The 24446-nt window shown below is 37.7% G+C and carries 23 protein-coding genes and 2 tRNA genes; 8 read left to right on the top strand and 17 right to left on the bottom strand.

Annotated features, from left to right (window positions below; genetic code table 11):
- Nucleotides 1-827: 827 nt before the first annotated feature.
- Nucleotides 828-912, bottom strand: a tRNA-Leu gene (locus I6F65_RS16910).
- A gap of 281 nt (nt 913-1193) precedes the next feature.
- Here I6F65_RS16910 and I6F65_RS16905 point away from each other — a divergent pair.
- A complete protein-coding gene (locus I6F65_RS16905; protein WP_197114063.1) occupies nt 1194-1688 on the top strand; it encodes an RDD family protein in 495 nt (164 codons plus the stop codon).
- A gap of 123 nt (nt 1689-1811) precedes the next feature.
- Here the strand turns inward: I6F65_RS16905 and lptG are convergent, their stop codons facing one another.
- Nucleotides 1812-2879, bottom strand: coding sequence for an LPS export ABC transporter permease LptG (lptG, locus tag I6F65_RS16900; protein ID WP_024611996.1), 1068 nt, complete (start codon nt 2877-2879; stop codon nt 1812-1814).
- The gene (lptF, locus tag I6F65_RS16895; RefSeq protein WP_166115185.1) at nt 2876-3988 is read right to left on the bottom strand and encodes an LPS export ABC transporter permease LptF; all 1113 of its coding nucleotides are present in this window, start codon (nt 3986-3988) and stop codon (nt 2876-2878) included. The genes lptG and lptF overlap by 4 nt, the downstream gene beginning before the upstream one ends.
- A gap of 308 nt (nt 3989-4296) precedes the next feature.
- Between lptF and pepA the strand changes: the two genes are divergently transcribed.
- From pepA to I6F65_RS16880, 3 genes are all read left to right on the top strand, one after another.
- Complete coding sequence (gene pepA, locus I6F65_RS16890; RefSeq protein WP_197114061.1) at nt 4297-5808, top strand: leucyl aminopeptidase; 1512 nt, start codon at nt 4297-4299, stop codon at nt 5806-5808.
- 156 nt (nt 5809-5964) lie between these two features.
- Nucleotides 5965-6411, top strand: coding sequence for a DNA polymerase III subunit chi (locus tag I6F65_RS16885; protein WP_024611994.1), 447 nt, complete (start codon nt 5965-5967; stop codon nt 6409-6411).
- Nucleotides 6412-6471: 60 nt separating this feature from the next.
- Complete coding sequence (locus I6F65_RS16880) at nt 6472-9327, top strand: valine--tRNA ligase (RefSeq protein WP_024611993.1); 2856 nt, start codon at nt 6472-6474, stop codon at nt 9325-9327.
- 116 nt (nt 9328-9443) lie between these two features.
- On the opposite strand, the gene I6F65_RS16875 is transcribed toward I6F65_RS16880, so the two are convergent.
- Complete coding sequence (locus tag I6F65_RS16875) at nt 9444-10712, bottom strand: outer membrane protein transport protein (RefSeq protein ID WP_197114059.1); 1269 nt, start codon at nt 10710-10712, stop codon at nt 9444-9446.
- 283 nt (nt 10713-10995) lie between these two features.
- Here I6F65_RS16875 and I6F65_RS16870 point away from each other — a divergent pair, with 283 nt between their 5' ends.
- On the top strand, nt 10996-11319 hold the full coding sequence (locus I6F65_RS16870) for a hypothetical protein (protein ID WP_197114057.1): 324 nt from the start codon (nt 10996-10998) through the stop codon (nt 11317-11319).
- Here I6F65_RS16870 and I6F65_RS16865 read toward each other — a convergent pair.
- Complete coding sequence (locus I6F65_RS16865; protein WP_197114055.1) at nt 11279-12493, bottom strand: HD-GYP domain-containing protein; 1215 nt, start codon at nt 12491-12493, stop codon at nt 11279-11281. The genes I6F65_RS16870 and I6F65_RS16865 overlap by 41 nt on opposite strands.
- Nucleotides 12494-12797: 304 nt before the next feature.
- Between I6F65_RS16865 and I6F65_RS16860 the strand changes: the two genes are divergently transcribed.
- The gene (locus I6F65_RS16860; RefSeq protein ID WP_166115017.1) at nt 12798-14588 is read left to right on the top strand and encodes a lysophospholipid acyltransferase family protein; all 1791 of its coding nucleotides are present in this window, start codon (nt 12798-12800) and stop codon (nt 14586-14588) included.
- Between the two features lie 254 nt (nt 14589-14842).
- Here the strand turns inward: I6F65_RS16860 and I6F65_RS16855 are convergent, their stop codons facing one another.
- The 3 genes from I6F65_RS16855 to I6F65_RS16845 form a co-directional block, all read right to left on the bottom strand.
- Nucleotides 14843-15547 (bottom strand): NRDE family protein, encoded by a 705-nt coding sequence (locus I6F65_RS16855; RefSeq protein ID WP_197114053.1) that lies wholly within the window; start codon nt 15545-15547, stop codon nt 14843-14845.
- Nucleotides 15548-16081, bottom strand: coding sequence for a hypothetical protein (locus tag I6F65_RS16850; RefSeq protein WP_166115023.1), 534 nt, complete (start codon nt 16079-16081; stop codon nt 15548-15550).
- A 251-nt stretch (nt 16082-16332) separates the two neighbouring features.
- Nucleotides 16333-16407 (bottom strand) — tRNA-Arg (locus I6F65_RS16845).
- 242 nt (nt 16408-16649) lie between these two features.
- Here I6F65_RS16845 and I6F65_RS16840 point away from each other — a divergent pair.
- Nucleotides 16650-16832 carry a hypothetical protein gene (locus I6F65_RS16840; protein WP_024611987.1) on the top strand — a complete coding sequence of 61 codons (183 nt, stop codon included), beginning with the start codon at nt 16650-16652 and terminating at the stop codon, nt 16830-16832.
- Nucleotides 16833-16848: 16 nt separating this feature from the next.
- Here I6F65_RS16840 and I6F65_RS16835 read toward each other — a convergent pair whose 3' ends face one another.
- From I6F65_RS16835 to I6F65_RS16825, 3 genes are all read right to left on the bottom strand, one after another.
- Nucleotides 16849-17670, bottom strand: a complete 822-nt coding sequence (locus tag I6F65_RS16835) for a phosphotransferase (RefSeq protein WP_197114044.1) — start codon at nt 17668-17670, stop codon at nt 16849-16851.
- A gap of 3 nt (nt 17671-17673) precedes the next feature.
- Complete coding sequence (pnuC, locus tag I6F65_RS16830) at nt 17674-18291, bottom strand: nicotinamide riboside transporter PnuC (protein WP_024611985.1); 618 nt, start codon at nt 18289-18291, stop codon at nt 17674-17676.
- Between the two features lie 200 nt (nt 18292-18491).
- Nucleotides 18492-18743, bottom strand: a complete 252-nt coding sequence (locus tag I6F65_RS16825; RefSeq protein ID WP_007587304.1) for a hypothetical protein — start codon at nt 18741-18743, stop codon at nt 18492-18494.
- Between the two features lie 100 nt (nt 18744-18843).
- Here I6F65_RS16825 and I6F65_RS16820 point away from each other — a divergent pair, with 100 nt between their 5' ends.
- Entirely contained in the window at nt 18844-19083 is a 240-nt protein-coding gene (locus I6F65_RS16820; protein ID WP_011329083.1) for a DUF2960 domain-containing protein, read from the top strand.
- Nucleotides 19084-19185: 102 nt separating this feature from the next.
- Here I6F65_RS16820 and alr read toward each other — a convergent pair whose 3' ends face one another.
- The 6 genes from alr to rplI form a co-directional block, all read right to left on the bottom strand.
- On the bottom strand, nt 19186-20265 hold the full coding sequence (gene alr, locus I6F65_RS16815) for an alanine racemase (protein ID WP_166115036.1): 1080 nt from the start codon (nt 20263-20265) through the stop codon (nt 19186-19188).
- Nucleotides 20265-21644 (bottom strand): replicative DNA helicase, encoded by a 1380-nt coding sequence (dnaB, locus tag I6F65_RS16810; RefSeq protein WP_024611982.1) that lies wholly within the window; start codon nt 21642-21644, stop codon nt 20265-20267. Before dnaB ends, alr begins: the two co-directional genes overlap by 1 nt.
- Before the next feature lie 124 nt (nt 21645-21768).
- The gene (locus tag I6F65_RS16805) at nt 21769-22707 is read right to left on the bottom strand and encodes a DUF4097 family beta strand repeat-containing protein (RefSeq protein ID WP_197114042.1); all 939 of its coding nucleotides are present in this window, start codon (nt 22705-22707) and stop codon (nt 21769-21771) included.
- A 9-nt stretch (nt 22708-22716) separates the two neighbouring features.
- Nucleotides 22717-23199, bottom strand: coding sequence for a hypothetical protein (locus I6F65_RS16800; RefSeq protein WP_024611980.1), 483 nt, complete (start codon nt 23197-23199; stop codon nt 22717-22719).
- Nucleotides 23186-23734 (bottom strand): RNA polymerase sigma factor, encoded by a 549-nt coding sequence (locus I6F65_RS16795; protein WP_024611979.1) that lies wholly within the window; start codon nt 23732-23734, stop codon nt 23186-23188. The genes I6F65_RS16800 and I6F65_RS16795 overlap by 14 nt, the downstream gene beginning before the upstream one ends.
- 230 nt (nt 23735-23964) lie before the next feature.
- Nucleotides 23965-24417: a 50S ribosomal protein L9 gene (gene rplI / locus I6F65_RS16790; protein WP_002962755.1), complete on the bottom strand. Its 453-nt coding sequence runs from the start codon at nt 24415-24417 to the stop codon at nt 23965-23967.
- Nucleotides 24418-24446: the final 29 nt, after the last annotated feature.

Below are 24446 nucleotides of genomic sequence, written 5' to 3'. Positions count from 1 at the left end.
TTAAAGAACGTTTTGAGTCGCTTTAGCGTCTCAAGGGATGCGAATAATACACCCTTTATTTTTCGAGTCAACACTTAGTTTTAAACTTTCTTTTTAGATAATTTAAAACCGAAGTTTTATTTAACTCTCTGAGTAGTTCGCTCCTCGCTAGGCGTTGGCGTTTCCCGTCTCAGTGGGGTCGCATTATAGGGATAAACGAGTGAGGGTCAATACTTTATTTCAGCTTTTTGACAATTAAATAAATTTAGTATGAAAGCTATACAAATAAAGGTCTGCATAGGGTTTTATGCTCAAAAATCAGGCTGCATTTACAACAATAGCTGTGTAAAGCACTATCTCTGACTCATAACTTAATAACACTGTTATATATACAATATAAACAACAAGTACAGTTGTGCTTATTTTTAGACATTTACCTATAACAGGATTAAAGGTATTAAGCTTTTGATAGAAGCCTTTTAAGCTCACCAAACCCATACCAGCTATATACCTTTATCGTATTATTATAGAAGGAGTAAAATACTGTGTTCACTATATATAGTATTAGATACATTTTTTAATCTGTTGTGACAAAAAGCTATGACTCAATTTATATTTAAAGAACCCTAAGAAGACAGTAAAACGATAATAGCTTTAGAGGTCTCGCCTATTACAACATTTGATCACTACATTCTGATAATAACGAATATAAAGGTTTTAATTAAAATTCACTTAAACGTGAAAATATTTTAAATGGGTGGTGTCCGCGAGTAAATGCAGTTGAGTTTACTGCACTCAAATTTTTGACATAAAAAAACCCCGACCAATTTGGTCGGGGTTATAAAAAGTGGTACCAGCGGCCGGACTCGAACCGGCACTCCTTTCGGAAGGGGATTTTGAATCCCCCATGTCTACCAATTTCATCACGCTGGCGTCATTTTTCTTTGACCTTCTAAACACGAGAAGATAAAGAAAAACCACTTTAGAGCTAAAGCTTATTAATGTGCCTTCGTCTCTATGCTAAGCATTATACAAACAATAAAGGTAGCAGCAAGCGTTTTATAGTATAAGTGTGATCAACCGCTTAACAATTAAGCAACCATTAACATTTTAAGGCAACTCTTATTTCTACACTTTGTTGAGACAGCATAGATCCTAGTATTTATTAACCTATTTGATAAACTAACGTACATATTAATAATGAGAGTATATTTATGTCTGGTGAGTTTCCACGAGCTGGTTTTTGGCGCCGATTTGCGTCGTTAATTTACGATGCATTAGTTGTAATTTCTTTATCTATGCTAACCGCCATACTCTATTTTGCGGTTATCCAAGCATTAACTTCTTTAGGTGTTATTGCCCAAACAGAAGACCCTGCTGCTTTGATACAAGATTCACCTTTGTTGTATGGTATTAGAAGTGCATTATTTGTCGGTATAAACATTTTCTTTTTTACTTACTTTTGGACTAAAAGTGGGCAAACCATCGGAATGCGCGCATGGCGTTTAAAAGTACAAACCAAAGATGGTGAACTTATTAGTTGGTCGCAATCTATTGTTCGTTGTTTAAGCGCATTACTTGGATTGGGTAATTTATTATTAATCATTGATTTTAAAAACAGAAAAGCGTTGCAGGATTACATCTCTAAAACAGAAGTTATTGCGTTAACTAAAGAAGAAAACAAGCGTATATATCGTGAGCTAGATTAGAGTTAAGCAACCTAAGTACTATGAGCGAAGCTTGAATAGATCACTAATAACAAAAAAGCGTGACCATTGGTCACGCTTTTTTGTTTTATCTTGTAAGTTATTATCTAAACTATCTTAAAAGCATTAAACCCGCTTATTCATTAAGTAAGTTGCAAAACCTATAAATATAATACTTGGTAATACCGCCCCAACAAATGCAGGAATTTGATAAACCATTACAACAGGACCAAATATCTCGTTTGTTAAATGAAACACAATGCCTGTCACTACGCCCATTATTATACGTGCCCCCATAGTTACAGTACGAAGGGGACCAAATATAAATGATAATGCGACTAATAACATGACTGCAACAGATATTGGCTGCATGACCTTGCGCCAAAGGGCTAGTTCATAAGTACTCGTATCTTGCTCATTTTGCTGTAAATAACTTAAGTATGACCATAAACCAGTAAACGATAACGACTCAGGTTTTACCGATACAACACCGAGCTTTTCAGCAGTGAGTTGTGAAGTATAAAATTCCTCAGCTACCTGCTCAGTCGAAGTTTTTTCATCTGTAATTATTACCTTGTTTACATTACGCAGTAACCAACCATCTTTACGACTTACAGCTTCTTTAGCTTTGGTTATTTGCGTTAAATCTAACGATTTATCAAAATGATACATATGCACACCATGCAGCATACCGTTTTGATCAACATCTTCTATATTAATAAAATTGTTGCCATCTTTAGCCCATACACCTTTTTGTGCATTATAAACATCGCCGCCGTGTATTGCTTGATTACGCATTTCTTTAGCATGCAGCTGTGCTTCGGGAGCACCCCATTCACCAAGCGCCATCATACAGATAGCCATAAATACAGCGGTTTTCATTACAGATACAATTATTTGCAGACGTGACATACCCGCTGCCTGCATAACCACCAGCTCACTATTTGAAGCAAGTGCCCCTAAGCCGGTTAAGCCTCCGATCAATGCTGCCATAGGGAAAAAAACAACAAGATCGCCAGGTATTGTATACAAAGTGTAGAGCATGGCGGTCATTAAATCGTAACTACCGCGCCCTACCGACTTAAGCTGTTCAATAAATTTAATTAAAGTACTTATACCCACAAGCACCAAAAGTGCAAAGCCTGTCGTTTGTAAAATACTGCGACCCAAATACCAATCAAGCATTTTCATTATGAGCCTACCTCCCGCTTAGTTATTACAGCTTTAAGCCAAGCGCCAAGTGGTCGTCCCTTAATTATTAATAACCCACCAATAAAGAGTGCACTTAAGTGAATCCACCATAAACCAATTGAAGGTGGTATTTTCCCGTCTTCTACTGCAAATTTAGCGGCGTTAAGTAAAATGAAGTAACCTAAATATAGGCTAATCGCAGGTACTAATTTGGCAAATTTACCTTGGCGAGGATTAACCACGCTTAAAGGCACAGCAAGTAATGTAAGTAACGGTATTGAAAGTGGTATGGCTAGTCGCCACTGCCACTGCGCTATTGACTCTGGTGTATTAATCGCAAGTAGCTGATTGGTAGGTACCGCTTCTAACTTACGTCGCTGATGTTCTATTTCTTGTTCTCGAATTTGTACGCTATAACCATCAAACTCAGTTAAATTAAGTGCAGGTGTAGTGCCGTCTGTTTCGTAACGTTTACCGTCGGTTAGTACCAATTGTTGTTCGCCATTTTGCGCTTCAACAACAACACCTTGCTCTGCATATACTAGGCGCGCAAGGTTATCTTTTTCACTATCGGGTAATTGTGCTACAAACACTTTATTTAGCTCTTTGCCGCCCTTTTCAATATTATGGATAAACACCACGGCTTTTTCGTTACCGGTTTCTTGAAAACGCCCTGCTCTGAGTGCAGATAACCCGGCATCCGCTTTAGCTTGTTCTTTTAATTGATATTCTTGCTCACTTGCCCAAGGGGCTAAATACATGGTGAGCGCAGCGGCTAAAAAGGCAAGCCCTGCACTTGATATAAGTGTTACTCGCACAACATACCACTCACTTACCCCACAAGCTTTGAGCACGGTCATTTCGCTGTCGGCATATATACGACTGTAAGCTAAAATAATGCCTAAAAATATGCTCAGCGGTAATATAAGAGAAGCAAGTTGCGGTAACTTAAGCGCTATCATCGATAACACTAATTTAGCCGGAATGCTGCCCTCAGAGGCATCACCTAAAATAACAACTAACTTTTGTGACAAAAATATAGTCATTAAAGTTAAAAATACGGCGACCTGCGATTTTAAAACCTCAGCGGTCAAATAACGGAAAATAAGCAATGCTCGCCCCTGTTAAACATGGAATTTCACTACAATAGTGATAATTGGATAGTTAAATAGCTATTTTATCCAGTTTGATCTGGCAAATAGAGTATTATTATAAGCCATCAAAATTAATTATCCTACCTAAGTGCACGATATAATGTTGCATTAGTAGCCCTTATGCATATAAAGTTCAATTACACAGTAAGAGTCAGAAAAAATCAGCTAAAATGAGTATTATCTCTACATAAGCTGAGCGGGTAAGACTAGAAATTATTTTTTTAGCCCTTATTAATAGCCTAAATGACTCAAAATCAGGAGTGACAATGGAATTTAGCGTAAAAAGTGGTAGCCCAGAAAAACAACGCAGTGCGTGTATTGTGGTTGGTGTTTACGAGCCACGTAGGTTATCCCCCATTGGTGAACAACTCGATAAAATAAGTGATGGTTATATCTCTAACTTACTTCGCCGTGGCGATTTAGAAGGAAAACCAGGTCAAGTTTTATTATTGCATCATGTACCTAATGTATTAAGCGAACGTATATTGCTTGTAGGTTGTGGTAAAGAACGTGAACTTGACGACAAACAATACAAACAAATAATTTCTAAAACAATAAATACCTTAAACGATACAGGCTCGATGGAAGCGGTATGCTTTTTAACAGAGCAACACGTTAAAGGTCGCGATACCTACTGGAAAGTACGCCAAGCAGTAGAAACTACGCAAGATTGTTTATATACATTCAATCAATTAAAAAGTAAGAAAGTAGATCCGCGCCGACCACTTCGTAAAATTGTATTTAACGTATCAACGCGTCGCGAACTGACTATAGGCGAAAGCGCTATTGAGCACGGTTTGGCTATTGCAGCTGGTAGCAAGCTATGTAAAGACGTAGCGAATATGCCACCAAACATTTGTAACCCCGCTTACTTAGGTGAACAAGCACAAGAGCTTGCAACTAATTTTGACAACATTACTGTTGATCTGATTGGCGAAGAACAAATGGCAGAGCTAGGTATGAACTCTTACCTAGCTGTTGGTCGTGGTAGTGTTAACGAATCAGTTATGTCGATTATTAACTACAAAGGTACCGCTGATGACCAAGCTCCGATTGTGCTGGTTGGTAAAGGCTTAACGTTTGACTCTGGCGGTATTTCATTAAAACCAGGAGAAGGCATGGATGAAATGAAATACGACATGGGTGGTGCAGCAGGTGTTATTGGTGCAATGCGCGCATTAGCACAAATGCAATTACCTATTAATGTTATTGGTATTTTAGCCGGCTGTGAAAACATGCCAGGCTCAAATGCGTATCGTCCTGGTGATATTTTAACAACAATGTCAGGCCAAACAGTTGAAGTGTTAAACACCGATGCAGAAGGTCGTTTAGTATTGTGCGACGCATTAACGTACGTTGAGCGCTTTGATCCAGATACTGTTATTGACGTAGCAACGCTTACAGGCGCATGTATAGTAGCACTTGGTGCACATGCAACTGGTTTGCTGTCTAATCATAACCCACTAGCGCACGACTTATTAAAAGCATCTGAGCAAAGTGGCGATCGTGCATGGCAGTTACCACTGTGGGATGATTATCAAGATCAACTAGATAGCCCATTTGCAGATTTTACAAACTTAGGCGGGCGTTCTGCTGGCACCATTACTGCAGCATGCTTTTTATCTAAGTTTACTAAAAAATATAACTGGGCACATTTAGATGTAGCCGGTACGGCTTGGAGAAGTGGCGCTAAAAAAGGCGCAACCGGTCGACCAGTACCAATGCTTACTCAATATTTATTAAATAGAGCAGGTGTGAGCGAAGCAGCTCAAGATTAAACATTAAATTAAGTTAAACCTGTTTATAAGGCGCCGTTTGGCGCCTTATTTATTTGTGTATTAATTGAAGCAAAACGCGTTATATGGCAAAATCTGCCTCTTAATTTATGTGTATCAACTTAATACACATTCAATGTCATGGGAAGCCCCGATACAATGAACATGAACGCACAATTTTTCGTTCTAAAGCAACAAGATGAATCGTTGGCAAAGCCAGATGATCATTTTGCTTTGGCAGCTCAAATTGCAGCCGATCAGTATCGAAATGGTCAACGTGTATTTATATGTGTAGATAACAACGAAACCGCCTGTGCCATTGATGAAATAATTTGGGCATTCGATCCCGACAGCTTTGTGCCACATAATTTACAAGGCGAAGGCCCTAAAGGTGGCGCACCTGTAGAAATTGGCATAACGCCTCCTGTTGGTAATCGTAAAGTTTTAATAAATTTGGCTAATAACTTGCCGGATTTTATTCGTCGATTTAACCAAGTTTTTGATTTTGTACCCGTAGAACCCGTTGCTAAGCAAGCTGCTCGCGAGCGCTTTAAAAAGCTGCGCCAACTCGGTGCCAATATCACCACGCAAGATATTAATAACTAAAAACACGTTTAGTTAAATAGCTAACCAACTAATTTAAGTACTTATTTAAGGTTCTGTGTAATGGATAAAACCTACAATCCGCAAGATATTGAACAGTCTCTATATCAAGACTGGGAACAAAAAGGCTACTTTAAGCCATCTGGTAAAGGCGTACCATATTCAATTATGATCCCGCCGCCAAATGTCACTGGTAGCTTACACATGGGCCACGCCTTCCAAGATACAATAATGGATACCCTAACGCGTTTTAAACGTATGCAAGGTAACAACACATTATGGCAAGTAGGTACTGACCACGCAGGTATTGCAACGCAAATGTTGGTTGAGCGTAAGCTTCATGCCGAAGAAGGTAAAACACGCCACGATTTAGGTCGCGAAGATTTTATTAATAAAATCTGGGAATGGAAAAAAGAATCGGGCGGAACTATTACCAAGCAGCTTCGTCGCCTTGGCGCATCGGTTGATTGGGATCGTGAACGTTTTACAATGGACGATGGCTTATCTGAAGCCGTTAAAGAAGTGTTTGTACGCCTTCATAAAGAAAACCTAATTTACCGTGGTAAACGCCTAGTAAACTGGGATCCTAAATTACACACGGCTATTTCTGATCTTGAAGTTGAAAACAAAGACAAAAAAGGCCACATGTGGAACTTACGTTACCCACTAGCTGATGGCGTTACAACACAAGACGGAAAAGACTACATTGTAGTAGCTACAACCCGTCCAGAAACCATGCTTGGCGACTCGGGTGTTGCAGTAAACCCAGATGACGAACGCTACATAGATTTAATTGGTAAAGAGATTTTATTACCAATCGTTAATCGTCGTATTAAAATTGTTGCTGATGAACATGCCGATAAAGATAAAGGTACGGGTTGTGTAAAAATAACCCCAGCGCACGACTTTAACGATAACGAAGTTGGTAAACGTCATCAAATGCCAATGATCAACATTTTCGATAAAGATGCAGCTATTCTAACCCAAGGTGAAACATACACCTTTGATGGTAAAGAAATTGAGTTTGATGCGCCAATTCCTGAGCGCCTACATGGGCTTGATCGTTTTGCAGCGCGTAAAGCGATTGTGGCAGAATTTGAAGAACTAGGCTTACTAGAAAAAATTGAAGATCATGGTTTAACCGTACCTTACGGTGACCGCTCTGGTGTTGTAATTGAGCCACTACTTACCGATCAATGGTATGTACGTGTTGCACCACTTGCTGAACCGGCAAAAGACGCTGTTAAAAACGGCGATATTCAATTTGTACCTAAGCAATACGAAAACATGTACTTCTCGTGGATGAACGACGTACAAGATTGGTGTATTTCACGCCAGCTTTGGTGGGGTCATCGTATTCCAGCTTGGTACGACAGTGAAGGCAACGTATTTGTTGGTCGCGACGAAGCTGAAGTACGCCGTGAAAACAACATTGCAGACAGCGTAACGCTAAGCCAAGACGAAGACGTACTTGATACATGGTTCTCATCAGCGCTTTGGACGTTCTCTACACAGGGTTGGCCAGAAAATACCGATGATTTAAAAACCTTCCACCCGTCTGATGTACTGGTAACTGGTTTTGATATTATTTTCTTCTGGGTTGCGCGCATGATTATGATGACGCTGCACTTTGTAAAAGACGAAAATGGCAAACCACAAGTTCCGTTTAAAACCGTGTATGTAACTGGCTTAATACGTGACGACAATGGCGATAAAATGTCTAAGTCAAAAGGTAACGTACTTGACCCACTAGATATGATTGACGGCATTGAACTTGAAGACCTAGTACAAAAACGTACTGGTAACATGATGCAGCCAAAACTTGCCGCTAAAATCGAAAAAGATACGCGTAAAGTATTTGCAGGCGGTATTGAAGCACACGGCACCGATGCCCTTCGCTTTACCCTTGCTGCAATGGCATCTACCGGTCGTGATATTAACTGGGATATGAACCGCCTTGAAGGTTACCGTAACTTCTGTAACAAATTATGGAACGCGAGCCGTTACGTATTAATGAATACAGAAGAGCAAGACTGTGGTTTTGCAAATGGCGCTCAAACAGAGCTTTCATTAGCTGATCGCTGGATTTTAGGTCAATACGAAGCTACCGTTAAAACCTATACTGAACACCTAGATAACTACCGCTTTGACTTAGCTGCTAACACGCTTTACGAATTCACTTGGAACCAGTTTTGTGATTGGTACTTAGAGCTAACTAAGCCGGTATTATTTAAAGGCAATGAAGCGCAGCAACGTGGTACACGTAATACACTTATTACCGTACTTGAAAGCTTACTGCGTTTAATGCACCCAATGATGCCATACATAACAGAAACTATTTGGCAACGTGTTGCACCACTTGCAGGCATTGAAACAGCAAATACCAGTATTATGGTTCAGCCGTTCCCAGTATATAATGCAGCAAGCGTTGATGCTAAAGCGATGGACGATTTAGAGTGGGTTAAACAATTCATTTTAGCGATTCGTAATATTCGTGGTGAAATGGATATTAGTCCAAGTAAGCCACTTAATGTATTACTTGCAAATGCATCGAGCGACGACGTGCGCCGCATTGAAGAAAACAAATCATTTTTAGCATCACTTGCAAAAATTGAAGAGTTTACAATGCTTGAAAACAAAGATGACGCACCTGCATGTGCAACGTCTTATGTTGGCAACCTTGAAATTATGATCCCAATGGCAGGCTTAATTGATGTAGAAGCCGAGCTTTCGCGTATTAATAAGCAGCTCGAAAAAGCCGAAAAAGGCCTAGCACAAGTGCAAAACAAACTCGCTAACGAAAAGTTTGTAAACAACGCACCTGAAGCGGTACTTGCTAAAGAAAATGCAAAACTGGCTGAGTTTAGCGACGCTAAAACTAAGCTACTTGAGCAAAAAACTAAAATAGAAAGTTTATAAGCTTTCATAAAAATGCCTATTAACACTATTTAATAGGTATTAAAAAAGCCGCTCATATTATTAAGTGAGCGGCTTTTTTGTGCCCAGAGCCTAAGCCCTAAGCATTTATACAAATATTAAAATTTGTAGTTGTACTGAGCACCAATTAATACTGCATGACCTTTTGATTCAAAAGACCATTCACTGCCAGAATCATCAGCTTCAGTAAAGTTTTGTGTTTTACCACGAATAATACTCGCACCTAAATCAACGTTAGAGTTTTGATCTATTGTGTAGTTACCACCAAACGAGAACCAAAAACGATCTGTATCTGGAATCGAAATTGATAGGTGTGTTTGTGATACAGGCGACTCATCAAATGCAACACCGGCACGAAGTAATAAATCTTCATTTAGTTGATAGTCAGCACCCACAGAATAACGGAATGAATCACTGAAGCTTTCATCTTTTTCAAATCCAACAAACTTATCACCAGTTGGTGCTGTTACTTGTGCTTCTAAAGACTCAAAGCTACTCCAGCCAGTCCATAATACACTGTAGTGTAAACCTAATTTGTCGTCTAACTGATGAGAACCAGAAAACTCAGCAATAGCTGGTAAAGTAATTTCTACTGAGCCAGGAAGCTCAGCACCACCAGTACCACCTGCAGCGGCTGGTAATCCGTTAGAAAAATCGCCATCAAACGTAATATCAGTTTCTGTACGGTAGTTAAAACCAAAGCGGCTATTTTCATCTAACTGATACATTAAACCTACGTTTAAGCCAAAGCCAGTGTCGTCACCTTGAAGGTTTACTGCATCAGTACCAAAATCAAAGCCACTTGCATTTGCACCCACTTTACGAATAACAGTCGCATCAGCATAAATAGCATTTAAGCCTATACCAAAGCTAAATTGCTTAGATACTTTATATGCAACGCTTGCATTAAGGTTTACTGTAAATATTTCTGTCTCACCAGCAATTTGACCAGCTACATAATCATCTTGAAACTCTGTAGATAAACCAAAGTTAGAAAATGCACCAAAGCCAATCGATACTCTGTCGTTGTATGGCATAGTAAAGTAAATTGCAGGAACAATAGCGCTAGGAGCAATACTGTCATCATCTAATGCATTAGGATCAATACCGTTATTAGTGCCTTCACCTTCAATACTTACATCAGGGATAACACCAATGGCTGCAACGCTTAGTTGCTTTTCTTTAAATAAAGTCATTAGTGCTGGGTTACGAGCAACAACAGACGCGTCGTCTGCAATAGAAGCTTCACCAGCATATGCACGGCCTAAACCCGATGCATTTTGCTCTGATAATTGAAACGCAGCTGCAAAACTGTCAGCTGAAACAAATGCAAGCGAAGCTGCAATAAGAGTTTTAGTAAATTTCATTGTTGTGTCCTCACCAAACGAACTGTTTGGATAACTATGTGTGTTGTTATTAGGGTTTCAAACCTTGTCACACTACCTTAATTTTTTGTAAAAAACTCTATGAATAAGTTAAAAAACAGCAAAAAACATGATTTTTAACGGCATTTTAACAACTAATTAAAACTCATCGGACTAGAAGTGTGCTATTAGAGCATATACTCTAAATGTAATTAGTTATCATTTAGATTGACTTGAAAAATTTAGCAATTTACACTGAGTATAAAATAACAAAGGGAATAAAATAGTGACCATTTCACTCATTGTGGCTGGACTTTTTTTTTGTGGTGCAAGTGTGTTCTGCTTTTACAAGGCTAACTACTGTGCATGTACCCAAGCAGGTCAATGCGATAATCCAGTAAACCATTATTGGCTTGGGGCTATGTTTAGCGCATTAATTTCATTAGCGCTTTGTTGCTTAGCACTGCATGTAGAGCTGGGTACTTTATTATGGTTAACGCTAATGGGAAGTTGTTTTTTAGGTGCGTTTATTTCAGCTAGGCAATATAAGTATAAGCAGTGCAAAAAATCTACGCTAACAAATGCTCCTTCAATAAACGAGATAAGTTAATTTGGTAGTCGAGTGGCTTAACACTCGCTAAAATTTTAAGCTCTTGAGTGTGCTCACTCAAATCGATGTCTTTCGCTGTAATATGATGTTTATGCTTAGCATTATAAAATAGCTTAATTTTAGGCTTAATAGGATTAAGTACATTCCCCTCAAGTACTAACGCTAAACGTTCGTTTGTTAACTTAACAATAGTGCCTACTGGATGAACACCTAAGCATTTTATAAATCGTTGTACTAACTCTCCATCAAATAACTGTTTATTGGCTAATAAATAACGTAATGCATTAATAGGCTCATCGCCCTCTTGATGAGGTCTGTCGGCAGTCATTGCATCATATACATCAACTATTGCCATTATACGTGCCGGACGACTTAGTTTTTCAGCTTCTATTCCTCGTGGATAACCAGAGCCATCTAATCTTTCATGATGATTCACTATCATATCGAGCATAAGTGGTGTAACGCCCTTTTCACCCTTAACTAAAGCTAAACCTTGTGCTACATGTTTTTTAATTGCCAGCAGTTCATTATTCGTAACTTTAGTTGGTTTTGAGAATATACCTTGAGGTAGTTTGGCTTGACCTAAATCATGGAGTAAAGCGCCCATGGCAAGTTCTTGCACAACAGCTTGTTTGTATCCCAAATATTTAGCAAATACAGCGGTAAAAATGGCGCAGTTAATCATATGACGCCAGTTGTAACTGTGTTTATCTTTGATACGAGTAAGAATACTCATAGCATTAGCGTTACGAAAAACAGAACTAACTATTTCATTAGCAATTTCATCAAGCACCTTCATATTGATAGTAAGACCTGATGTTAGATCACCATATAAGGATTGTAATTTTCGGTTATTTTGCTCATAGCTCACACTTGCTTTAGAGAATTCTTGCTCTATAGTTATAATTAACTTAGCTTTTTCAGGCTTTAGCTGACTGTTAGACGTTTTAAGTTTACTTTGCGGTTTATATTTGCCGGGTATTGCAGCATCACCTTTAGCAAAATCAATTAAAAGCTCAAGCACTCCCTCTGCAACTAAACGCTTAATAATAGATTTATCGCGCACTAAGCCACTCGTTTTAATTTTTATGCTGTTGACCCCTTCATGTTGCTTAGTAACGCTATCGACATACATGCCAGGTACAAGCTCTGATATAGGTAAAGTAATAAGCATAAAAGTGAGTTTTTCTACAAAAAATAAATATGTGTATTAAATAACACCTATCAACCCTAAAAGTCTACTTTTTGAGTTAATGGTAATGATAAATAACTAACACCGTAACTTGTAGTTCAATTTAAGTATTGTTGTAACGAGCGTTACTTTCTCTATGAGTAAAACTAAATCTTATTGATATTTAACTAATCATTATAAAAAATCGAACTTAATTAACCTAATTTGAACATAATATTGTTTAACCTCGGTCTAAATAAATATAACAACTAATAGCAGCTTTAAATATTTAAGAGTATTAACGTATATGACAAAACTAAACCAACCTGTATCAAATTTAAGTGTGGCAGCAATAAACACCGCTTCGCCATTAGGTCATATATTAAAAGTAGCAGCTCCGTTGCTCGACAGTTTATTAGGCATAAATAAACTACGTAATATTTACCTCTCTAATAATTTATCGGGTTTACCTAAACAAGAGTTTAGCGAGAAGCTTTTAAATGTATTAGGTATAAATGTAATTGGTGCTCAAGGTGTAACAAGTAAAATACCTCAGGAAGGTCCTTGTATTGTGGTATGCAATCATCCTTATGGAATGATTGAAGGCGTGATTATTGCCAAGTTATTAACTAATTATCGTAAAGATACAAAAGTAATGGCTAACGTAGGTTTAAAAATATTTAAAGAAATAGAAGAGTATTTTATATTTGCTAATCCACTAAAGCCAAAAGCCGCTATTAATACTTCCGCTATTAAGCAATGCTTTAAACACATAAATAACGATGGTTTACTTGTTGTATTTCCGGCAGGAAGAGTCTCATTTTTTCAATCTGATAAACAGCGCATAACCGATGCTGAATGGAATAGATTAGCAGCTCAGTTAGCACTAAAAACACAAGCCCCTTTATTACCTGTTTTTATTAGTGGCGAAAACAGCCCAGCGTTTCATAATTTAGGACGAATTTATTACCGTTTTAGACTACTCATGTTGGTGCGAGAATTACTTAAAATACAAAAAAGCACTATTAGCTTAAGTGCTGGTAATTTACTAACATCAAAATTATTAGGTAAGTTTGACCAAACTGTCGACGTTAATGACATAGCTCGTTTGCAGTGTTATTTAAATGATGAACGTTACATAACACCTTGGCAAGATGATAACCAATCAACTCAACTTAAAGCAATTATGCCCGATGTTGATAAAACAAAAATGACGAACGAACTATCTAACTTGCCAAGTGAGCAGCATTTAGTCGATTTTAAAAACTACTCTGTTTATTACGGTTATCAACAGCAAATACCTAATTGCGTAGCGGAAATAACTCGCCTTAGAGAAATAACCTTCCGTACATTAAATGAAGGGAGTGGCGAGCCGTGCGATACCGATAAATTTGACGCAACCTATATGCATTTGTTTATTTATGATCATAAAAATGAAGAAATCATTGGGGCTTACCGAATAGGCCAAACTGATTTATTACTAAAAAATAATGACATAAGTGCTTTATATTTGTCGCAAATGTTTAACTTTGAACCCTCTTTTATTAATCAACAACAGCCATGCTTAGAAATGGGTCGCTCATTTATAGTTGAGGAACATCAAGGGAGCTACCATGGGTTGTTATTGTTGTTTAAAGGGATTGGTGTGTATATGGCGCAAAACCCACGTTACCGAACATTATACGGCACGGTTTCACTCAGTAAGCTTTATGATCCTCGCTCTGTAGCAATTATTGACCATACAATGGTAAATAATAAAGATGGCGTAAACGCAAATACACCTTTTGATAATAAGATTCACCCAGAATTTACCGATTTTATTAATAACCGCACATTAAACATCGAGCAAGTATCAACTTTAGTAATGGGGATAGAGTCCGATAAAAAAGACCTGCCTATTTTATTAAAGCAATACCATAAGTTAGGCGCTCAATTTCATTGCATGGGAATTGATAGCAACTTTAATCACACTCCAGGGCTACTTTTGAGCGTTCACTTACCTAGCGCTCCGGAAAAGCTATTAAAGCTCTACCTTGGTGATAAAAAAGATAATTACGTAAACTACCCAGAAGCTGCTTATACTAATTCGCTTAATTAAATAGTCTATTTTGAGGTAAAAAACCTTGAAGATAACAAAGTAGAAATTCGTTATTTAGTTGTTCTCGGCAATTGCTCCTGTGTTGCTCTATCTCCTGTATTCATGTAGCTGTATATCAGAGATTTTTAACGCAGTTAGCGTCAGGTTTAATTCTTCAAATTGATTAAGTACTAATCCACTAAAAAGCCGAAGCAATTAATTGCTTCGGCTTTTTAAGTATTCATTTAAGCGCTATTTGATATAAATTACATAACTTATGATGTAGCTGACTTTAGACAATTAACACTACTAATTCGTTGAGATTGCTTATCTAAATAATCAAAGCTAATAGTATTACTTACCTGAATATGGCTAATGCTGACAGTCATAGCATCATCTCGGTGCATATTAACGCCATATTGCCCTTGCTTATCTTTACTATAGTGAAATGCTAAAAACTGCTCGCTTACTGGGTGTCTTAAATCAATCATTTTTTTAAATTGTTGTAGTCGTTTTTTAGTTACGACCTCTAATTCGACCCCTGATGACGTAACAATCGGTTCAATTTCGCATTGAGTTAACTGCTTAGCATCCCACCTAATAAAATTAACATCGTTATTATTTAGTGATAATTTAGCGGGGAAAATACACAACTTAAATGGTGCATATCCCGATAAATCTAAATTTTGTAGTTGCTGTAAAACACTTACATTATTGTTCAATAGTAATGGTATTAAAGCTCCTCGACTGTATTTAACTGCGTCTATATCAAATACACTTTGGTAATCGTTTAATAATGCTAACGTTTGCCCAAAACTCGAAACCCCCAACCATGTACCACCACCTTGCGGATCGGTTGGATAGATTACATTACCATTATGCTTTTTTGGCGGTAATGCCTTTGTTCGCGTTTTTTGTTCATCACGATTAAAAAACAACTCATAACCATCTTCAGTTAAAAAGTAGCTTAAAGTGCACATTTAATTTTGAGTCGTCTTAGTTTGCATTAGTTGATTTTTTTCTCTTAAAAAAGTAGCCGTACTTGGCGCTAAGCCAAAGCTTTGATCGAATTGTGATTTTTGAGCAAATGATATTTGCGAAATCATCGCATAATGATGTACTGCATGACTGCCTACAAAAATAAGCTCTCGTGCTAATGAAGTCGTTACTGTTTGTACATTTTTGCTTTTAATCGAAACTTCAGTTGAAAGTAATAATGGTTCATTAAAATTACTTTCACTGAGCTGTTCAATCCACGATGCTATTTCATCAATTTTACTGATTGCTGCCTTTGGACAACTTTCAATATCACCGCCTCTTAACCTATAATCATAGTCAACACTTTTTACATTAAAGCCAACCAGTAACGATTGATAATGATCGATAATATGGCGCATATGCGAGCCTGCCGAACTAATAAAGTTAGGAGTAACGATTTGCGAATAATCCTCTTTAGTTACACCTTCAAGATAAGCGCGTCCTTGAGCTAGTATTTCTAATTGACTATTTAACATTGAATCGACTTTCCCCATTTACTACTGCAATCGTATATGAATCACATAACGTTGAGTAAAATTTTAATAATTTGTATTGTATGATTTACTAGAAAGCTGTTTTTATAATTAACTTTCAAAATTTATCAGGAAAATGCATTTTATTGATTTTCTATTTAGTAAATTAGGAATATAAAAACGAACATTTGAAATAATAAGAGTAGATAGTGGGGGAATAAATAACAAGGTTATACTAAACAATATAAAGCAAATGGCGCTCTCGGTAGGGATCGAACCTACAACTCAGCCTCCGGAGGGCCACGTGATATCCATTTCACCACGAGAGCACATTTGTTGCCGCCACACCAACTCGCGATATCAGTGCTTTAGCATGCGCAATAATAAAGAGATCTTACGTTAAATGCTAGCAACATTAGTTTACATGCCTATTAATTAAGCTGTTTTAAATAAAACACTTCACAATAATGTAAAAACACGCTATTTATTAATATTAGATAAGAAAGGTAACGCTTTAGCAACATTTTACTATAATTGTCGCTGTGCATATTTTTAACACGAGGAAGTAATTATGAGTTTAATGTCTACAGAGCAAGTTGCTGAGTTTTTAGGTGTAAAAGCAGAGCGAGTAAAACGCCTAGCCCGAGAAAGTTTATTAATAGCTAAATCGCAAGATGAAAACGGTGAGCCACAATTTGATACTGATGAAGTAACTAAATATAAAGAGCTGGCAGAGCGTTTTGGTGGGCTTTAAATAGAATAAAAAGTAGTTAAGGTTTTATCTTATTTTGGCTAATTAGGTCATCAAGCTGCGCGCGTAATTCAACACTTTTATTACTTATAGCGCGTTGCTCATACCACCCTACACATAACACCAAATAAAGCAGCTTATAGTTATTAAGTTTATCTATTGATTGAGTAAACTTAAACTCCCCGCTTATACATTTTTTATAATCAGCTAATAATATGCTTTCACTGTGCTCACTTAAGTTAAAGCTAACAGCAAGGGATGCTAAGTCAAAATATACATCATTAGTTTTGGCGTACTCAAAATCAATTAAGTACATGCCAGTGGCGTTTACTATTATATTTTCTTTAACTAAATCGTTATGACAAAAGCCTTCATCAAATGACATCCTTGAAATTACTTTTAATGCGGCTTCAATTTGCGGTTGGTATTGTTTATAAACCAACGATTGTTGATAACAAAATAGTTCTTTCGCGATATCCATTGGTTCGGTTTTAATATCGTAATTATGCACTTGAACTAGTTTATTGATTAAACTGCGCGGAATACTCGATATATGTGATTGAGCAACATCACCTTCAATATAATTAAAGGCTGCATGTTGATTTACTTTGTCTAGCCAAATAGGTGCTGGGCATACACTAAAGCCACTTAAAAAACGCTGTGCTTCAAGCCCTATATTTGGCCAATGGCTTTTATAGCACTTTAATAAGTAACTTTGCTGTTCAGTGCGTATTAAAAAGTTGTGATTACTAAAGCCATTAATTATCCGTTCACATTTAACAATGCTCTGAGCCTCTGTAAACGCGCTACATATTTTAATTAACTCTGTCTTAGTAATCATCTATTAGAGCTGTGCAACAGGCTTAGCTTGGCTTTGTTCGTATTCTTCATACCAAGTTTTAAATCCCCACGCCGCCATAATGGTATAAAAGATAAAGAGTGCTAGCGTTGGGTAATAGCCTTTTTCGTAATATAAATACATAGACGCTGCATCTATTACAATCCAATACAGCCAGTTTTCGAGGACTTTTTTAGCCACTAAGTAAGTAGTTACTACTGCAAAACATGTTGTAAAGCTATCAAGATAAGCAAAATCGGCATGAGTATAGTTTTGCATAACGTAACCAATAGCTATTGCAGCTACGGTTGTTAAACTAATTAGAACTGCATGACGATTTATAGACCACGATGTAATATTTAAATTTGCAGCTTTGCCTTTACGCCACACAACCCAGCCAAATACAGCCATGTACATATAATAAAAATTAAGTAATGACTCCATAAGTAATGCGCCATTCCAATACATTATTGTATAAATAAGCGTGCTAAAAAAAGCAGCTGGCCAACACCATAGGCTTTCTTTTATTGCTAATAATAAGTAGGCCATAGACAACCCTACCGCAATGTATTCCCAATGCGACATTGCTGTAAAACCACTTAAGGTTTGTGTTAAAAAGTCCATATTATGCAGTTACCGTTTAGTTGTGCCGATTGTTATACCAATCTGCTTATATACGGGGTCTATTTAACGTTAAGAAAATTACGCTAGAACTAGGCAAAAATTTTTGTATCTAGTTGTTCTAAATAAAAAATTTTAACGACGTTATAGTGCAATTTAATTCGTTAAATTGATCAAAGATTTATGCAGGTTGGTATTATAGGTTATTCAGGCGATAAATCGCCAGAGAGAAACTTACATACAAAAATAGCTTTACCAAACTCTTCATATGAACGTTTAATTTCGGTATTTAACACCTGCATTACTAAATCATAATCACCAAAAATTTGAGTTGATAGTGTATTTGTAATCACTTTCAAGTCATCGTATTCATTTAATCGGTCAATAAAGCCCTGAATAAACGGGATGTAATCTTGGTGCAATGGGTATTTACTGATCTCTACTGATAATTTCATTTTAAACTCTTTATATTAATTATTTGATTTCAAAAAATCGTTCAATGCCAGTTCAATACAGTGTAAAATCACCGTAACACTCAATCGAAATGAGCTAAATATGGCACGCAGAATCACTTATACATTTAAAAACCAACCACGCGAGATTAATTTTGCTAAAGATAAATACCACGACATGTATCAAGCAATTGCTGCTGCTGAAGGTATTGACCTGACTAATTACTTAAGCATGGTACAACAAATAGAAATGACCTCAAAAGGGTCGGCCTCTGTTCGTAACTTTCGCGACCAAGAATTTGCCCGTATGGGCTTTAGCGATATTTACTTTATAAAAGAGTAAGTATCGCTTTATGGTAATTTATACCAATTACATTAAATTAGTGATCTATTTAATACGTTAAAATGATCATATTTTTAATAAAATTGGTATTAGTTAGCTGTATTAACGCTGATACTCATAACTTACGCGTGGTGTAATATTACATAACAGCTCGTAAGGGATAGTATCAGCGCATAGTGCTATTTCTTCCACTGGTAGCTCAGGACCCCACATAGTAACCCTATCGCCCACTTTAATATTGTGTTCATTAGCGCCTATATCTACGCTAATCATATCCATAGCTACACTGCCAACAATACCATAACGCTGCTTACCAATTATAACTGGAGTGCCTTCTTTAGCATGCCTAGGATAGCCATCACCATAACCCATAGCCACAACAGCTAACTTGGTTGGTTTATCACTTTTCCAACGCCCACCATACCCTACCGCTTCATGGGCTGGTACATTACGCACTGCAATTACACGCGTAGTTAAACGCATAACAGGCTTTAACTTGTGTTGCTGCCCAACGCTATTTGCTATTGGTGATACGCCATATAACATAAGTCCAGGACGCACCCAATCACCATGACCATTTGGCCATGCAATAATACCTGCAGAGTTTGATAAGCAATGTGCTTGGTCAATGCCATTCACTAAATTATCAAATAAGGTAATTTGTTGAACCGTTTTAGCATTATCAACATCATCAGCACACGAAAAGTGGGTCATTAAATTAACGGTATTTTTGGCGTTAGGCGTTTTTTGTAAACGGTTATAAAACTCTTCAAACTGCTCAGGCGCTATACCTAAGCGGTGCATACCCGTATTTATTTTTAACCAACATGTAATTGGTGCATCGAGCTTTGCTTTCTCAAGTGCAGTTAATTGATATTCATCGTGAATAATAGTCTGAAAGTTATTAGCGAGTAACAAAGGTAAGTCGGCTTTATTAAAAAATCCCTCTAGTAAAACTATTGGCTTTGTTAAGCCGCCAGCTCTAAGGGCCAAAGCTTCATCTACACGAGCTACAGCAAATGCGTCAGCATCATTTAAATGCTGCGCAATCGTTACTAAACCATGACCATAAGCATTCGCTTTTAAAACAGCCATTACTTTGCTATTTGGAGCAAAGCGTTTAACTTGCGCAAGGTTATGCGCAAGTGCCGTTAAGTTAATTTCAGCAGTCGCTAAACGCATTAGTAATCGTCATCTACCGCAGGACCCGCGTAATTATCAAAGCGAGAAAATTGACCTTGGAATGTTAAACGCACTTTACCAATTGGACCGTTACGTTGTTTACCTATAATGATTTCGGCAATACCTTTGTCGGTGCTGTCTTCGTTATAAACTTCATCGCGGTAAATAAACATGATTAAATCGGCATCCTGCTCTATCGAGCCTGACTCACGTAAATCTGAGTTAATTGGGCGCTTATCGGCACGTTGCTCTAGCGTACGGTTTAGCTGCGAAAGCGCAACAACTGGGCATTTCAGCTCTTTTGCTAATGACTTAAGTGAACGCGAAATTTCAGCAATTTCGAGTGTTCGGTTATCAGCAAGGCTTGGTACACGCATTAACTGCAAGTAATCGACCATGATCATGCTAATACCGCCGTGGTCACGTGCTATACGACGTGCACGAGAACGAACATCTGTAGGTGTTAAACCTGATGCATCATCAACGTACATTTTGCCTTTTTCCATCAACAAACCCATTGTTGATGAAAGTCGCGCCCAATCGTCATCATCTAACTGACCAGTACGTACTTTAGTTTGGTTAATACGACCAAGAGACGCTAGCATCCTCATCATAATTTGTTCTGAAGGCATCTCTAGAGAGTAAATAAGCACTGGTTTGTCTTGAGTCATTGCGGCATGTTCAGCAAGGTTCATCGCAAATGTGGTTTTACCCATTGAAGGACGTGCTGCAACAATAATTAAATCGGATGGCTGTAAGCCGGTCGTCATTTTATCAAGATCGGCATAGCCGGTACTCACACCCGTTACACCATCTTGCGGCGATTGATAAAGCTCTTCTATTTTATCAACGGTTTTTTCAAGGATGCTATGAATGCTTTGCGGGCCTTCATTATTTTTTGTTCGTTGCTCAGCAATTTTAAACACTTTGCTTTCGGCAAAATCGAGTAGGTCGTGACTGGTACGCCCTTCGGTATTAAAACCAGCTTCTGCAATTTCATTTGCTACACCAATCATTTCACGTACCACAGCGCGCTCACGCACAATGTTTGCATACGCGTCGATATTTGCTGCACTTGGGGTATTTTTAGCAATTTCGGCTAAATAAGCAAAACCACCAATTCCAGCTAATTTATTATTTTTTTCTAAACTTTCAGAAATAGTAATTAAATCTATCGGATCGCCAATTTCAGCAAGTGCCGTCATCGCCTCAAAAATTAACTTGTGCGTGCGGGTATAAAAATCCTGTGATACAACAAGCTCAGCTACGCGGTCAAAAGCTTGGTTATCAAGCATTAAGCCACCTAAAACAGATTGTTCAGCTTCTATTGAATGGGGAGGAACTTTAAGAGTATCGACTTGCTTATCTGGTTTGGCCATAACTTCACAGTAGTAAAATTGAATGGCTCTATTCTATCGACTTGCAGGGGCTGTGCAAATAGAAAAGCAGGAAATCTTTTCCTGCTTTTTGTAACTCAATAGCTTAATTTATCTATATCAACGGTTATTTCTTTCTAAGCTCTATTCGCCCGCTAATCGTATCCATTTCAACGTTCGCATTACCGCCATGAATACTAAATTCTAAATCGCTTGCTGGGCCATATTTAGCCTTTTGCACTTTATTGCTGTTGAGCTCATTTATTATTTTGCCATTCGCATGTGCTTTAATTTCAAACTTAGCGGATACATCGGCTGCAAAGAAAAACTCAGCATCGCCACTTACCGATTCAAAACGTACATCGCCGCCCTTTAAAAGCTCTTTAATATGTACTTCAGCTTCACCATTTACAGTATTAATCCGTAAGTTTTTAATAGCCGATAGCGTAAAATCTATATCGCCATTTACGTTTTCAAGGCGCACATCATTAGCACTTGAAATTGATTTAATATCACCATTAACCGCGCTAAAACGCAGCTCACCACTTGACTGCCTATCGTTAATTTCGCCATTTACGGTTTCAAATTGAATATTACCGCTTAAGTTTTCTGCATTTACATCACCATTAACGGTGGTTAATTTAACATTACCGACAATAGTATCTACAGTAATCTCACCATTAACCACATCAACCTCAGCGCCGTTTTCAAGCTCTTTTGCAATAACCGATGCATTTACGCCAGCAAATTCAAGCGCACTGCTTTTTGGCATAAATATAGTTAATTTTGATCCATCACCGTTATTTCCCCAGCTCATTTTACGCGGCATTTTTACAATAAACTCAGTTTTATCGCCACTCGTTTTAAGCTCATAACCATCAGCTTTGTCATCAAGTTCACCTGATACTTTAAATACGTTTTTATTCCATCCGGTTATATTTATATCGCCACGCTGGTTTTCGATAAAAATAGTGCCGCCATTTGGTACGTCTATTTGCTTATCTATTTTTTCACCTGCAAATACCACCAGTGGAAATAAGCTCAACCCTAATAAAATAGCTTTCATGTCGTACTCCTAAATATGTTGCCAACGAGGCGCGTGCACCTTGTTAATCAAATCAAGTTGTTGTTGATATATTTGCGCTAACATTGTCAGTAACGCTTGGTTTTGTGGTTCATTTTCAAGAGCTTGCTTTATGGCTTGCTCTGCTTCTTCTAATTCTTGTAATTGTATTTGCCAATTACTGGTAAGTGCTTCTTTATTTTTGTATTCAACCAACAAACTATTTTTTTGCGCTGAAAAGTAATCACTTATCGCAACTACAGGTTGTGGTTCAGGCGTTATATAAAATATATTTACTGCAACTAAAGCCGCAATTGTACAGGCTGCTATTACCGTTATTTTTGGCCAAATAACAGTGTTTATTTGTGCTGTTTTGCTATTTATAATTGCTCGCTCAACACCTGCCCACAAGTCTTTTTGTGGTGCTATATCTTTATCAAGCGTATTTAGCGACTCGTTTAAGTAGTTGTTAAAATTAGGTTTATTCATTTTCATACCACTCTTGTAATAACTGCCTAGCACGATGATATTGCGATTTACTTGAGCCAACAGCCATACCTAATTGCTCAGCTATTTCCTCGTGCCTGTAACCTTCAATTGCAAACAATACAAATACCATACGCGCACGTTCAGGTAGCCTTACTATTAGCTTATCTAGACCATTTAAACCTTCACAGTCATTAGCCGATTGCTCATCCATACCACTGTGCTCAATACTCACCACTTTTTGCAGCCAGTTTTTTTGCCTACGTAAGTAACTAATTGCTACATTACTTGCAACACTGTAAAGCCAAGTAGAAAACTGCGAGCGACCATCAAACAGCGCTATTTTATGCCACACCTGCACAAATACTTCTTGAGTGGCATCTTCGGCATGCGCTTGATCGGCTAATAAACGTAAACATAAGCCATAAACTCGCTTTACATGTAACTCATAAAGAGTTGCGTATGCAGCTTGATCACCCGATTTAATACGCTCAATCAATGCAGCTTCGCACAAAGGCGTTTGTTCGGATTTAACGTGTAACATCCGTAATGTCGCCTTTTAATTATTATTAGTGAGTTAGTGTATTGATAAGTTAGACGTAATGACAGTTCGGAAAGGTTTAAATGAAATGAAAAAATATTGAAGAAAAAAGAATTGCTTGTACAAGGTTTTATTTAACTGCGGCTTAATTAATAGCTTATACATAAAGTTAGCTAAATTACAGACACAAAAAAGCCGTGCTAATAGCACGGCTTTTGTCGCTTAATTAAAAATTAAGCTTCAGCGATTACGATTACTTTAATAGTAGCCGTTACGTCTGAGTGAACTGAAATTGATACGTCAAATTCACCTGTCTCACGGATAGTACCTAGAGGCAAACGAACTTCTGACTTAGCAACTTCAACACCAACAGCTGAGATAGCGTCAGCGATGTCACGAGTACCGATTGAACCGAATAACTTACCTTCGTCACCAGCTTTAGATACTAATGTAACTTCAGCTAATGCTTCTAGTTTTTCAGCGCGTGCTTGTGCAGCAACTAACTGTTCAGCGATTTTCGCTTCAAGTTCTGCGCGACGTGCGTCAAAAGTTTCAATGTTAGCTTTAGTCGCAGGAACTGCCTTACCTTGAGGGAAAAGGAAGTTACGTGCGAAACCAGATTTAACTACAACCTGTTCACCTAGGCTACCTAGGTTAGCGATCTTATCTAGTAGAATAACTTGCATGTTTCTACACCTTTTAAAAACTGTTAATC

Origin of the sequence: Pseudoalteromonas sp. SWXJZ94C (assembly GCF_015864385.1) — a bacterium.
Classification (GTDB): Bacteria; Pseudomonadota; Gammaproteobacteria; order Enterobacterales; family Alteromonadaceae; genus Pseudoalteromonas.
Note: the sequence above shows the minus strand (reverse complement) of the source record. Positions and strands in the feature narration are given on the sequence as shown.

What these genes read in the sequence shown, in the direction of transcription:
- I6F65_RS16840 (WP_024611987.1), top strand. Translation starts at nt 16,650, where the DNA reads ATGAGTTTAATGTCTACAGAGCAAGTTGCTGAGTTTTTAGGTGTAAAA.
- I6F65_RS16860 (WP_166115017.1), top strand. Translation starts at nt 12,798, where the DNA reads ATGACAAAACTAAACCAACCTGTATCAAATTTAAGTGTGGCAGCAATA.
- I6F65_RS16875 (WP_197114059.1), bottom strand. Translation starts at nt 10,712, where the DNA reads ATGAAATTTACTAAAACTCTTATTGCAGCTTCGCTTGCATTTGTTTCA.
- I6F65_RS16835 (WP_197114044.1), bottom strand. Translation starts at nt 17,670, where the DNA reads ATGATTACTAAGACAGAGTTAATTAAAATATGTAGCGCGTTTACAGAG.
- I6F65_RS16885 (WP_024611994.1), top strand. Translation starts at nt 5,965, where the DNA reads ATGAACATGAACGCACAATTTTTCGTTCTAAAGCAACAAGATGAATCG.
- I6F65_RS16805 (WP_197114042.1), bottom strand. Translation starts at nt 22,707, where the DNA reads ATGAAAGCTATTTTATTAGGGTTGAGCTTATTTCCACTGGTGGTATTT.
- dnaB (WP_024611982.1), bottom strand. Translation starts at nt 21,644, where the DNA reads ATGGCCAAACCAGATAAGCAAGTCGATACTCTTAAAGTTCCTCCCCAT.
- I6F65_RS16865 (WP_197114055.1), bottom strand. Translation starts at nt 12,493, where the DNA reads ATGCTTATTACTTTACCTATATCAGAGCTTGTACCTGGCATGTATGTC.
- alr (WP_166115036.1), bottom strand. Translation starts at nt 20,265, where the DNA reads ATGCGTTTAGCGACTGCTGAAATTAACTTAACGGCACTTGCGCATAAC.
- I6F65_RS16850 (WP_166115023.1), bottom strand. Translation starts at nt 16,081, where the DNA reads ATGTTAAATAGTCAATTAGAAATACTAGCTCAAGGACGCGCTTATCTT.
- pepA (WP_197114061.1), top strand. Translation starts at nt 4,297, where the DNA reads ATGGAATTTAGCGTAAAAAGTGGTAGCCCAGAAAAACAACGCAGTGCG.
- I6F65_RS16795 (WP_024611979.1), bottom strand. Translation starts at nt 23,734, where the DNA reads ATGTTACACGTTAAATCCGAACAAACGCCTTTGTGCGAAGCTGCATTG.
- I6F65_RS16855 (WP_197114053.1), bottom strand. Translation starts at nt 15,547, where the DNA reads ATGTGCACTTTAAGCTACTTTTTAACTGAAGATGGTTATGAGTTGTTT.
- I6F65_RS16800 (WP_024611980.1), bottom strand. Translation starts at nt 23,199, where the DNA reads ATGAAAATGAATAAACCTAATTTTAACAACTACTTAAACGAGTCGCTA.
- rplI (WP_002962755.1), bottom strand. Translation starts at nt 24,417, where the DNA reads ATGCAAGTTATTCTACTAGATAAGATCGCTAACCTAGGTAGCCTAGGT.
- I6F65_RS16820 (WP_011329083.1), top strand. Translation starts at nt 18,844, where the DNA reads ATGGCACGCAGAATCACTTATACATTTAAAAACCAACCACGCGAGATT.
- I6F65_RS16905 (WP_197114063.1), top strand. Translation starts at nt 1,194, where the DNA reads ATGTCTGGTGAGTTTCCACGAGCTGGTTTTTGGCGCCGATTTGCGTCG.
- I6F65_RS16825 (WP_007587304.1), bottom strand. Translation starts at nt 18,743, where the DNA reads ATGAAATTATCAGTAGAGATCAGTAAATACCCATTGCACCAAGATTAC.
- I6F65_RS16880 (WP_024611993.1), top strand. Translation starts at nt 6,472, where the DNA reads ATGGATAAAACCTACAATCCGCAAGATATTGAACAGTCTCTATATCAA.
- pnuC (WP_024611985.1), bottom strand. Translation starts at nt 18,291, where the DNA reads ATGGACTTTTTAACACAAACCTTAAGTGGTTTTACAGCAATGTCGCAT.